This is a genomic window from Kitasatospora sp. NPDC048286 (assembly GCF_043201735.1).
Classification (GTDB): Bacteria; Actinomycetota; Actinomycetes; order Streptomycetales; family Streptomycetaceae; genus Kitasatospora.
The window spans coordinates 466457-478169 of record NZ_JBICZE010000004.1 but is presented as its reverse complement, the minus strand read 5'-3'; the positions used below and the strand labels follow the sequence as shown (position 1 = coordinate 478169).

The window sequence follows — 11713 nt, the reverse complement described above, 5'->3', positions numbered from 1 at the left end:
TGAGATGTCCGTGTCCGTGAGCCAGGCCGCCCTGTGGGTCCGGCGCTTCCACCCGAACGACGACAGCCCGACCCGACTGGTCTGCTTCCCGCACGCGGGCGGTTCGGCGAGCTTCTACTTCCCGGTGTCGGCGGCCCTCGCCGACCGCACCGACGTGCTGTGCCTGCAGTACCCGGGCCGCCAGGACCGCCGGACCGAGCCGTGCGTCGACTCCATAGCCGAGCTGGCCGACCTCGTCCACGCCGCGCTCGCCCCCTGGGCCGACCGCCCGACCGTCTTCTTCGGCCACAGCATGGGCGCCGTGCTGGCGTTCGAGGTGGCCCGCCGTCAGGAGCGCGAGGGCAACGGCCCGGCCGCGCTGTTCGCCTCCGGCCGCCGCGCGCCGTCCTGCGTCCGGGACGAGACGGTGCACCTGCGCGACGACGACGGCCTCGTCCGCGAGCTGCACGAGCTCAGCGGCACCGACGCCGCCCTGCTCGGCGACGAGGAGCTGCTGCGGATGATCCTGCCGGCGATCCGCGCCGACTACACCGCGATCGAGACCTACCGGCCCGAGCAGGACGCCGTGATCGCCGCCCCGGTGCACGTGCTGACCGGCGACGACGACCCGAAGACCACCATCGACGAGGCCCGGGCGTGGGAGCGCCACACCACCGGCGGCTCGGACCTGACCGTCCTGCCGGGCGGGCACTTCTTCCTGGCCCACCACCAGCGGGACATCAACGGCCGGATCGCCGACCGGCTGGCCCGGGTGTCGGCCGGCTGACCGAGCAGGGCCCGGTTCCCGCCCCCGCCCGCCGGGGCCCGGGGCGGGAACCGGGCCCGGGCCGCCGCGGCGGCCCGACCGTCGCAGCACCGGGGGGTGGTAGGGGTTCCGACAGGGGTGCCCGCCGCGAACCCCCGTCCCTAGCCTGACCGCAGAGGAACGGGCGGACTCCGCGCCGTTTCCATCCCCTCTTGGAGAACCAACATGGCCGAGCACACCACCCCCTGGCGGGTGCTGCACAGCGGAGACCCGACGGACCTCGTCCTCGCCGTCGACTTCTTTGCCCCGGGCCGGGCCGAGGCCGCCTTCGGCGACCTGGTGCCCATGCTGGACGGACCGTACTCGGTCTGGGAGACCATGCAGCCCGCGCCCGGCGAGGAGACCGGCATGCGCGGCGACGACTACCTCGACCGCTGGATCGAGGCGCTGCCCGTGGGCGCGGTCGTCCGCGGCGTGCTCGGCTTCTGCGTCGGCGGGATCTTCGGCTCGGCGCTCGGCGAGAAGATCGCCGCCCGCCAGGGCCACCACCCGGTGATGGTGCTGTTCGACCCCGAGCCGGTCAGCCCGCTGGTCATGTACTGGCAGTTCCACAAGCTGGTGGACCGGCTGACGGGCGTGCTGACCCCCGAGGAGATCCGGGCGGCCCAGAGCGCCGGCTACCGGATGCAGGAGACCGAGACCGACCCGGTCGCGGTCGGTGCCGCACTGGTCGCGCTCTACCGCGAGTACGGCGACCTCGGCCTGGAGCGGGTCGGCCTGGACGCCGACCGCCGCGCCGAGCTGATGGCCATGTTCGACTCCTACCTCGCCTACCTGGTCGCCGCGACGCAGGTCACCACGGCCGCGGACGTCAGCACCTCCACCGTGGTCAGCTCCGACACCCCGGTCGACGGGCTGCACCTGGGCGCGCGGGAGCTGCCCTTCGCCATCGACCGGCACGAGCTGCTGCGCCGGCCGGAGGTCGCCGCCGCGGTGTCCGACCTGCTCGCGGCGCGCTAGGGGGAGCCGACAGATGCGACGCCTGGTACGCAAGAACGACGCCGGCGAGCCGGAGCGGGCGGCGACGGCGGTCACGCCGAAGGAGGAGGCCCTCTGGCTGATGGACCGGCTCGTCCCGGGCACCGCGGCCAACACCGTCGCGGTCGCCTTCCGGGTGGACACCGCGCTGGACCCGGCCGCGCTGGCCGGGGCCGCCCGGCTGCTGGTCCGCCGCCACCGGGTGCTGCGGACCGGCTTCGAGGTGCGGGAGGGCCGGCTGCTGCACCGGCTCCTGACGGAGGCCGAGGCCGCGTTCGAGCCGGAGTACGCGCAGGTCGCCGAGGACGCCGTCGACGCGGAACTCGCCGCCATGGCCCGGCACGCCTTCGCGGTGACCGACCGTCCGCTGGTGCGGCTGCGGCACCTGCACACGCCCGCGGGCGACGTGGTCTGCGTCGCCGCCCACCACCTGGTCTTCGACACCATCTCGGCGACCTTCCTGTTCGAGGAGCTGGCCGCCGCGTACGACGCCGCGCTCGCCGGTCGCCCGGTCCCCGCGGAGCTGCTGCCCGAGGTCCCCGTCGTCGAGTCGGCCGCCCCGAGCGGGGAGAGCGTCGAGTTCTGGCGCCGCGGCCTGGCCGGCTACCGGGCCGACGAACTCGACCTGTGGCTCGGCGAGGACGAGACCACCGAGCCGACCCTGGCCGGCGGCTACGTCGAGCGGGTGCTGTCGCAGACGGCCGCCGACGCGCTCGCCCGGCTGCAGCGCGAGCTGCGCGCCCCGGAGGCGGTCGTCCTGCTGGCCGCCTTCGACCTGCTGCTGGCCCGGCACGGCGCCGGTCCCGACATCGTGGTCGGCACCCCCGTCAACGTCCGGGACCAGCGGACCGCCCGGGCCGTCGGCTACCACGTCAACGTGCTGCCGCTGCGCCTGCCGGTCGACCTCGGCGGCGGCTTCCGGGAGCTGGTCGCCCGGGCGCGGACGGGGTACTTCGACGCCCTCGCGCACGCCGACGTCCCGATCGACCTGATGCTGCCCGAACTGCCCCGCACCGGCGGCTCCTGGCGCACCACCGCGTTCCGGCACCTGTTCAACTACGCGCCCGGCGGCGGACTCGCGCCCTTCGCCATCGCCGGCCGGCAGGCCGCCGCGGTCAGCCTGGAGAACGGCACCAGCAAGTTCGACCTGGAGTTCGTCGTCGCCCCCGGCAGCGACGCGCTGCGGGTCAAGGGCCGCTACTCGACCGACGTGCACACCGCCGCCGAGGTCGAGCGACTGCTGGAGCGTTACGACGCCCTGCTGGTCTCGCTCGGCGCCGACCCGGACCTCCCGGTCGGCGAGCACCCGCTGCGCGGCGCCGCCGACACCGAGCTGATCGAGGCCGCCAACCGGACCGGGCGCACCGACGTCCCGCCGACCGTCCTCGCCGCCGTCGCCCGCCACGCCGCCCTGACACCGGACGCCCCGGCCGTCCAGGACGGCGAACGCACCGTCACCTACCGGCAGTTGTGGAACGCCGCGGCCGCCACCCGGGAGCTGCTGCGGGAGTCCGGCGTCACCCCCGGCGAGATCGTCGGCCTGTGCGCCCGGCGCGGCCCCGACCTGGTCGCCGCCGTCTTCGGCATCTGGCTGGCCGGCGCCGCCTACCTGCCGATCGACCCGGACCACCCGGACCACCGGGTCGCCGACACCCTGGCCGACTCCGGCACCCGCACCGTCGTCACCGGCCCCGGGATCACCCTGCCCGAGGACACGGCGGCCGACGGCCGGCCCCGCGCGGCCGTCCCGCTGGTCACCGTCGAGGACGCCCCGGCCGCGGACCCGTCCCGCGCGCTCGACGGCGCCGGCGCACCGGACACCCGCGCCTACCTGATCTACACCTCCGGCTCGACCGGCCGCCCCAAGGGCACCCTGGTCAGCCACGGCAACCTGGCCAACCTGGTGGCGCACTTCCGCGAGGAGATGCGCCTGACGCCGGAACACGGCGGCCTGTGGATGACCACCTTCGCCTTCGACATGTCGGTGATGGACCTGTTCCTGCCGCTGTTCGCGGGCGGCCGGCTGGTCGTCGCCCCGGACACGGCGAGGACCGACGGCCGGGCGCTGGCCGAGGTGCTGCGCCGCCACCGGGTGGACGTCATCCAGGCCACCCCCACCACCTGGCGCCTCGTCCTGGACGAGGCCGGCGGGGAGCTGGCGGGCTGCCGGCTGGTCTGCGGCGGCGAGCCGATGCCGCCCGCGCTGGCCCGGCGGCTGCTGGCCACCGGCGCCGAGCTGCGCAACCTGTACGGGCCGACCGAGACCACGGTGTGGTCCACCGGCGCCGTCATGGAGTCGGCGGAGCGGATCGGCGTCGGACGCCCGATCCGCAACACCCGGGTGTTCGTCGCCGACCCGGACGGCCGGGAACTGCCGCTCGGGGTGCGCGGCGAACTGTGCATCGCGGGCGACGGCGTCACCCTCGGGTACCACGGGCGCCCGGAGCTGACGGCCGAGAAGTTCCGCGAGCACCCCCGCTACGGGCGGTACTACCGCACCGGCGACCAGGCCCGCTGGAACCCGGACGCCGGCCTGGAGCTGCTCGGCCGGGCCGACCGGCAGATCAAGCTGCGCGGCAACCGGATCGAGCTCGGCGAGGTCGAGGCGGTGCTGGCCGAGCACCCGGAGGCCGAGGGGGCCGCGGTCGTGGTCGCCGGGGACACCAGCGCGGACGGCCTGCTGGTGGCCTTCGTCGAGGTGCCGCGCAAGCCGGGCCAGTCCGAGGCGGAGGCGGACGAGGAGGCCCGCGGGATCGGCGACCGGCTCTGGGAGCACGCCCGCGACCGGCTCCCCAGGGCGGCCGTGCCGCACGACTTCGTGCTGCTCGACGAACTGCCCAAGACCGTCACGGAGAAGGTCGACTACCCGAGGCTGACCCGGATCGCCGAGGAGCGGCGCGCCGCCTCCGCCGGCCGGGCCGCCGAGGCCGGAACGGAGGCGCGGGTGGAGGAGGAAGAGGGGCCGCTGGGCACGCTGGTGGCGATCTGGGCGTCGCTGCTGTCCCGCTCGGACCTCTCGGCGGACTCCAACTTCTTCGCCAGCGGCGGGCATTCGCTGCTCGGCGCCCAACTGGCGCAGCGGATCGAGGAGAAGCTGGGCGTGAAGCTGGGCCTGGCGGACGTCTTCGCGATGCCGACGCCGCGTCAGATCGCCGAGTTCATCGACGGGTCGGCGGAGAAGAAGGACTGACCCGCGAAGCGCCGAAGCGCCGAAGCACCGAAGCACCGAAGCACCGAGGCCCTGCCGGACGTCCGGCAGGGCCTCGCGCGTCGCGTACGGGGTCAGGAGGCCGTCACCGGGAAGGCGTGCAGACCGCGGATGAACGGCGACAGCCGCCGGCGTACCGGGCCGGCCTGGCGCAGCCCCGGCAGGCGCTGCGACAGCACCCGGAAGGCCACCTCCGCCTCCAGCTTGGCGAGCGGGGCGCCGAGGCAGTAGTGGATGCCGCTGGAGAAGGAGATGTGGTCCGGCTCGCCGGCGCGGTCCAGGTCGAAGCGGTCCGGCTCGGCGTACGCGCCGGGGTCGCGGTTGCAGGCGCCGGTGAGGATGATCACCTGGGCGTCCACCGGCAGCCGGCGCCCGGCGATCTCGATCTCCTGGTGGGTGAAGCGGCTCTGCATCAGCACCGAGGTGTCGTAGCGCACCGACTCCTCGACCGCGCGCGGCGCCAGCTCCGGGTCCGCGCACAGCCGCTCCCAGACCGCGCGCTCGCCGAGCATGGCCAGGGTGCCGTTGCCGATCAGGTTGACGGTGGTCTCGGTGCCCGCCAGCGCGAGCATCCCGCACATCGCGACCAGTTCCTCGGCGGTCAGCCGCTCGGCGTCCACGTCCGCCAGCAGCCGGCTCACCAGGTCGTCGCCGGGGGAGCGGCGGCGCAGCTCCAGCAGCTCGGTGAACAGCTCCCTGGTGCCGTCCACGGCGGCCTGCAGCTCCTTGACCTCGGCGAGCGAGACCACGCCGTCCAGGACCAGGCTCAGGCCCCGGCACAGCTCGTCGAAGCGCGGCTGCTCCTGCTCGGGGATGCCGAACAGCGCGCCGATCACCCGGGCCGGCACCTGCTTGGCGTAGGCGTCCATCAGGTCGAACGGGGCGCCGGTGTCGACCCGGTCCAGCAGCTCGTGGCAGGCGCGCTCGACCTCGGGCCGGAACGCCGCCACCGCGCGCGGCCCGAAGGCCGGGGTGGCGATCCGGCGCAGCCGGGTGTGCTCGGGCGGGTCCATCGCCAGGAAGGAGTTGTCGAAGTCGGACGGGCCCTCGGGCCACTCGCCCTTGGTGGTGCGCCGGCCGAAGCGCCGGTCGCGCAGGATCTCGTCGGCCAGCGCCCGGTCGACGACCAGCCAGGACCCGATCATGCTGCGCTGCAGCGGCCCGCGCGGGCGCATCCGCTCGTACAGCGGGTACGGGTCCTCCTGGCCGAGCAGCAGCTGGGCGTAGATGTCGCCGAGTGCGCCCACGGACTTCAGGGCCGCACGGGCGGTGCGCAGCTGGGTGTCCAGCTCGCTGTCGGACAGGGTGGGCATGGGTACGCCTCCGGCCGGGTCGACGCGTGGTCAGCAGGACGGTCCTGCGGTCGGACGGTATGTGCGGATCCTGTGGTGCTGAACCCCTAACCGGGCGGCCTCGACCCCTTCGTGGGCGCACGCTCCGTAGGGGTGGGTCCAGACCCACCCCCTGACGGGGGCAAAGGTGGATTCTGCTCACCCGGGCCGCCGCCTACTGTCGTTGACGAGCCGCTCGGAGCTGCGAGGCGGTGACGGGCGGCGGTGGCCGCAGGTGAGGTGGGAGGAAGAGGTGCGAGGAACGGTGCACGCGGGCCAGGGATCCCGTCCGCCGGTCGACGAGGGGGCGCCGGCGCTGCGGCTGTCGGGGCTGCGCAAGCGGTTCGGAGCGTACACCGCGGTGGACGGCGTCGAACTGGTCGTGCCGAGCGGGTCGTTCTACGGACTGGTGGGCCCCAACGGCGCGGGCAAGACCACGTCCCTGTCGATGGCGGTCGGCCTGCTGCGGCCGGACGCGGGGACCTCGGAGATCTTCGGGGTCGACGTCTGGAGCGACCCGGTCCACGCCAAGTCCCTGGTCGGGGTGCTGCCCGACGGCATGATGCTGCCCGAGCGGCTGACCGGCCGTGAGCTGCTGCACTACCTGGGCCGGCTGCGCGGCATGGACGCCCGCACGGTGGACGCCCGGGCCGAGGAGCTGCTGACCGTCCTGGAGCTGACCGAGGCCGAGCGGACGTTGGTGATCGACTACTCCACCGGCATGCGCAAGAAGATCGGCCTGGCCACCGCCCTCCTGCACGCCCCCCGGCTGCTGGTGCTCGACGAGCCCTTCGAGGCGGTCGACCCGGTGTCCGCCGCGACCATCCGCGTCATCCTCCAGCGCTTCGTCGCCTCCGGCGGCTCGGTGGTCTTCTCCAGCCACGTGATGGCCCTGGTCGAGCAGCTCTGCGACCACGTCGGCGTGATCGCCAAGGGCCGTGTGGTGGCCGCCGGCACGGTGTCCGAGGTCCGGGCCGGCCGCACCCTGGAGGACGTCTTCGTCGAGCTGGTCGGCGCCCGTACCGGAGGAGCGGAGGGGCTGTCGTGGTTGGCGTCCTGAGCGGGATGAAACTGACCGTCCTGCGGCGGTCGATGTCCGGGCCCCGGGCCGCGAGCCTGATCCTCGGGGCGGTGTTCGGCGGCCTGGTCGCGGTGGGCACCGCGCTGCTGGGCCTGGTGGACTACGACACCCCGGAGGCCGGGGTCGGCGTGCTGGCCGTGGTGATGCTCCTGTGGACCCTCGGCTGGGCCCTCGGGCCGATGCTGACCGGCGGTGACGCGACACTGCGGCTCGACTACTTCACCCTGGTGCCGCTGCGCCCGCGCACCCTGGCCCTCGGGCTGCTGGGCGCCGGTTTCATCGGCATCACCCCGTTGCTCGGTCTGGTCGCGTTCAGCGTGCTGATCGTCCGCGGCGCCTGCCTGGGGCTGCTGCCCCTGCTGGTCGCGGTCCCCGCCACCCTGCTGCAGCTGCTGTTCGTGGTGGTGCTGGCGAAGTTCACCATGCAGGGCCTGGGCAGCGTGGTGCGCTCTCGCCTCGGCTGGGAGGTCTCCTCGCTGGTGGTCGGCTTCGTGGTGGCCTTCCTGAACACCGGCTGGTTCGCGATCGGCTTCTTCATCAAGCTGTTCACCGGCGAGTGGGCGGCGAACGCCGGCACCGTGGTGCGGCTGCTGCCCTCGGGCTGGTCCGTGGTCGCGGTCGACGCCGCCCGGCGCTCGGACTGGGCGACGGTCGCCGCCGCCCTGGGCGGGCTGGCGGTGCTGTGCCTGCTGCTGTTCGCGGTCTGGACGGCCATGCTGTCCCGGCAGCTGGTGCGGGGCACCACCGGCGGCAAGGCCCAGCAGGGCTCCGCCCGCGGCACCGGCGGGCTGCTGCCGGACTCCGTCGGCGGCGCCGTGATGGGCAAGGAACTGCGGCTGTGGGCGCGTGACCCGCGCCGGGCCCGCTTCCTGCGGATCGCCCTGTGGACGGGCGTGTTCACCGGCCTGCTGCCGCTGCTCAGCGGCTTCCAGGTGATGCTTCCGTGGACGGGCGTGGTCGCCGCGCTGTTCGCCGGCGCGCTGTGCGCCAACCTGTACGGCCTGGACGCCGGGGCGATCTGGCTGACCCTGGTCGTCCCGGGCGCCGAGCGGGTCGACGTCCGGGCCCGGCAGGTGACCTGGCTGCTGATCGTCGCCCCGGTCACCCTGGTACTGACCCTGGCCCTGACCGCGGTCTCCTCGGCCGGCTGGGCGTGGCCGTGGGTGCTCGCCGTCCTGCCCGCCGTGCTCGGCGGCGCGGCCGGCCTCATCCCGCTGATGTCGGTGCTCGGCGCCGCGCCGTTCCCCGACCGGCCCGGCGGCAACCCGCTGGACGGCTTCAACGACGAGAGCGGCGACCAGGTCCGCCTGCAGACCCTGGTGGTGCTGCTGTTCCAGCTGTTCTGCGCCCTGCCCGCCGTGGGCGTGGTGGTGGCCGGCACGGTGCTGGACAGCGCGCCGCTGCGCTGGGCCGGCGTGGTGGTCGGCGTGGCCACCGGCCTGCTGTACGCCTGGGGCCTGGGCCGGGCGGCCCAGCGCCGGCTGGAGAACCGCGGGCCCGAGCTGCTCGACGTGATGCGCAAGGGTGTCCGCCGGGCGCCCGAGGCGGCGAAGTCCGAGGCCGAGGACGGCTCGGCCTCCGAGGCCGGCGGTCTGGGTGACCTCTCCGGCGGCCGTGCCGCGGCCGTCGGCACCCTGATCACGCTCGGCATCCTGAGCTTCGCCCCGCAGGGGGCGGTGGCGCTGTGCCTGTCGGCCTTCGGCGTGCCGACCCGGTCCTGGTTCGTCGCCCTGTACGCCCCGTCGGCCCTGCAGATCCCGGTGGCGGCGGCCTTCCTGGTGCTCGGCCTGGTCTGCTTCTGGGCCGTCTACCTGCTCGTGCGGGCCAACCGGCCCGGCACCCCCGACCACGAGGCGCCCCGGCCCACCGAGGCGCCGCGAGAGCGGGCGGCGGTCCGCTGATCAGGACCGCCCGCCCGGCCCGGCCCGCCCTGGACCCCCGTCAGGGCGGGCCGGGCCGCGTCCCGTGCCCGCCGCGCCGGGCTGGGATCATGACCAGCGCGGCCGCCCGTCCGGCGGCCCCGCCCGACCCCGCACCGGAGGTGCCGTGACCAGCACGCAGTCCCGAGCGGCCGTGGAGCCGAGCGAGGCCGCGCCGACCGACGCGGCGCGGGCCCTGCGCCGGGCCGCGCTCGCGCTCGGCCGCCTCGTCGTCCTGAGCCTCCTGACCCCGGTGACGGCGCTGCTGCTGGCGGTGTCCCTGGTCGGCTTCCTGCTCTGGTGCTGCCTGGGCGTCTTCCCGCTCTTCCCGGCCGCGACCCGGCTGGTCCGGGCGGCCGCCGAGCGCGCCCGCTGGGTGGCCGGCCACTGGTCGCAGGTGCCCGTCCCGTCGCCGTACTCGCCGCGCCCGGCGCTGGAGCGCACCCTGCACGGCTGGTTCTGGACCGGCCACGACTACCACAAGAGCCGCTGGTTCGCGGACATCTCGCGCACCGTCCGCTGGCTGTGGAACGACCCGGCGACCTGGTGGGACGCGCTGTGGGTGCTGCTCAACCCGCTGGTCGGCGGCGTGATCGCGCTCGCCGCCCCGCTGCTGACCGGCTACGGCCTGTACGGGCTCGCCCAGCCGCTGCTGCCACCCGGCCCCGGCTACGAACTGCTGCCGCTGGGCGGCGCGCTGGCGCCCGTGCTCGGTCTCGCGCTGACCCTCGCCGGCCTGGCCCTCGCGGCGCCGTCGCTGTGGCTGTACGGCCACTGGACGCGCGCCCTGCTCGGCCCCACCGAACGCTCCCGGCTCGCCCGGCGGGTCGAGCAGCTGACCGAGATCCGCCTGGACGCCACCGAGGCCCAGGCCGCCGAGCTGCGCCGGATCGAACGCGACCTGCACGACGGGGCCCAGGCCCGGCTGGTCGCGGTGAGCCTGCGGCTGGGCGCGGTCGCGGCGCTGATCGACCGTGACCCGGCCGGTGCCAAGCAGGTGGTGACGGAGACTCAGGAGAACGTCACCCAGGCCCTGCAGGAGCTGCGCGACCTGGTCCGCGGTATCCACCCGCCGGTGCTCGCCGAGCGCGGACTGGTCGAGGGGGTGCGCGCCCTGGCGCTGGACGTGCCGCTGCGGGTCGAGGTCCTGGCCGACCTGCCGGGCCGGGCCGAGTCGCCGGTCGAGTCCGCGGTCTACTTCGCCGTCAGCGAGGCGCTGACCAACGCCGTCAAGCACGGTGGGGCCCGCGCCGCGACCGTCGAACTGTCGCACGCCGCCGGGCTGTTGCGGGCCGAGGTGGCCGACGACGGGCAGGGCGGGGCGGACCCGGGCCAGGGCAGTGGCCTGCGGGGCATCCAGCGCAGGCTGGCGGCCTTCGACGGTACGCTCACGCTGAGCAGCCCCCCAGGGGGGCCGACCCGGCTGATCATGGAGCTACCGTGCGTGTTGTCCTCGCCGAGGACCTCGTCCTCCTGAGGGATGGACTGGCCCTGCTGCTGCGTGCCCACGGGCACGACATCGTCGCGGCGGTGGAGAGCGGCCCGGAGCTGGCCGCGGCCCTCGCGGAGCACCGGCCCGACATCGCGGTGGTGGACGTCCGGCTGCCGCCCACCTTCACCGACGAGGGGCTCCAGGTGGTGCTGGCCGCCCGCCGGGAGCAGCCCGGACTGCCCGTGCTGGTGCTCTCCCAGCACGTCGAGCAGCTGTACGCGCGCGAGCTGATCGCGGACGGCGTCGGCGGTGTCGGCTACCTGCTCAAGGACCGGGTGTCCAAGGCCGACCAGTTCGTCGACGCGGTGCACACCGTGGCGGCCGGCGGCACCGTGATGGACCCGCAGGTGATCTCCCGGCTGCTCGCCCGCAACGCCTACGACCAGCCGCTGGCCCTGCTCACCCCGCGCGAGCGGGACGTGCTGGCGCTGATGGCCGAGGGCCTGTCGAACGCGGCGATCGCCCAGCGCCTGCACTTCAGCGAGGGGGCCGTCAGCAAGCACACCTCGAACATCTTCGCCAAGCTCAACCTCGGCGTCTCCGACGGCGAGAACCGCCGGGTGCTGGCCGTCCTGGCCTACCTCGACGGGACCAGGCCCTAGGAGCCAGGCCCTGGGCCCGGGCCCTAGCGGTGCTTTAGCGGCGTCGGCCATGCTGGAGGGGTGTCCGGGGGGTCGGGCCGCCGAGGTGTCACAGGCGAGGGGTTTCGCACAAGGTAAAAGCCTGGTGTGATGTAGGCAAAGACGTGGTCATCTCCGTCTCGATCCGTGAACGATCGTGGGTTGTCTGTCCGTTGAACCGGATAGTTCGGGCGCGCCGCCCGAAGTCGCAGGCCCCGGACAGGAGCTCGCGGTGCCGGGTGGGCGGATCGGCTTCCGGCTTGTTCCGCGTACGACCCC

Annotated in this window: 8 protein-coding genes; 7 read left to right on the top strand and 1 reads right to left on the bottom strand. The window is 74.7% G+C overall.

All coding sequences use genetic code 11. From position 1 onward, the window contains the following. Window positions 1-4 precede the first annotated feature (4 nt). The 3 genes from ACGF13_RS12590 (at window position 5) to ACGF13_RS12580 (ending at window position 4973) form a co-directional block, all read left to right on the top strand. Window positions 5-766 carry a thioesterase II family protein gene (locus tag ACGF13_RS12590; protein ID WP_392872698.1) on the top strand — a complete coding sequence of 254 codons (762 nt, stop codon included), beginning with the start codon at window positions 5-7 and terminating at the stop codon, window positions 764-766. A 204-nt stretch (window positions 767-970) separates the two neighbouring features. Then, window positions 971-1765 (top strand): hypothetical protein, encoded by a 795-nt coding sequence (locus tag ACGF13_RS12585; protein ID WP_392872695.1) that lies wholly within the window; start codon window positions 971-973, stop codon window positions 1763-1765. Between the two features lie 13 nt (window positions 1766-1778). After that, window positions 1779-4973: an amino acid adenylation domain-containing protein gene (locus tag ACGF13_RS12580; protein WP_392872692.1), complete on the top strand. Its 3195-nt coding sequence runs from the start codon at window positions 1779-1781 to the stop codon at window positions 4971-4973. A gap of 92 nt (window positions 4974-5065) precedes the next feature. Here ACGF13_RS12580 and ACGF13_RS12575 read toward each other — a convergent pair whose 3' ends face one another. Further along, entirely contained in the window at window positions 5066-6304 is a 1239-nt protein-coding gene (locus ACGF13_RS12575; RefSeq protein ID WP_392872689.1) for a cytochrome P450, read from the bottom strand. Window positions 6305-6575: 271 nt separating this feature from the next. Between ACGF13_RS12575 and ACGF13_RS12570 the strand changes: the two genes are divergently transcribed. The 4 genes from ACGF13_RS12570 (at window position 6576) to ACGF13_RS12555 (ending at window position 11416) form a co-directional block, all read left to right on the top strand. Further along, complete coding sequence (locus ACGF13_RS12570; RefSeq protein WP_392872686.1) at window positions 6576-7382, top strand: ABC transporter ATP-binding protein; 807 nt, start codon at window positions 6576-6578, stop codon at window positions 7380-7382. A 5-nt stretch (window positions 7383-7387) separates the two neighbouring features. After that, window positions 7388-9304, top strand: a complete 1917-nt coding sequence (locus ACGF13_RS12565) for a hypothetical protein (protein WP_392872683.1) — start codon at window positions 7388-7390, stop codon at window positions 9302-9304. A 145-nt stretch (window positions 9305-9449) separates the two neighbouring features. Then, window positions 9450-10799, top strand: a complete 1350-nt coding sequence (locus tag ACGF13_RS12560) for a histidine kinase (RefSeq protein ID WP_392872680.1) — start codon at window positions 9450-9452, stop codon at window positions 10797-10799. After that, complete coding sequence (locus ACGF13_RS12555) at window positions 10763-11416, top strand: LuxR C-terminal-related transcriptional regulator (RefSeq protein WP_392872677.1); 654 nt, start codon at window positions 10763-10765, stop codon at window positions 11414-11416. Before ACGF13_RS12560 ends, ACGF13_RS12555 begins: the two co-directional genes overlap by 37 nt. Window positions 11417-11713 lie beyond the last annotated feature (297 nt).

Excerpts from the sequence above, each read along its gene's own strand:
- ACGF13_RS12590 (WP_392872698.1), top strand. The coding sequence starts at position 5 with ATGTCCGTGTCCGTGAGCCAGGCCGCCCTGTGGGTCCGGCGCTTCCAC.
- ACGF13_RS12585 (WP_392872695.1), top strand. The coding sequence starts at position 971 with ATGGCCGAGCACACCACCCCCTGGCGGGTGCTGCACAGCGGAGACCCG.
- ACGF13_RS12580 (WP_392872692.1), top strand. The coding sequence starts at position 1,779 with ATGCGACGCCTGGTACGCAAGAACGACGCCGGCGAGCCGGAGCGGGCG.
- ACGF13_RS12575 (WP_392872689.1), bottom strand. The coding sequence starts at position 6,304 with ATGCCCACCCTGTCCGACAGCGAGCTGGACACCCAGCTGCGCACCGCC.
- ACGF13_RS12565 (WP_392872683.1), top strand. The coding sequence starts at position 7,388 with ATGAAACTGACCGTCCTGCGGCGGTCGATGTCCGGGCCCCGGGCCGCG.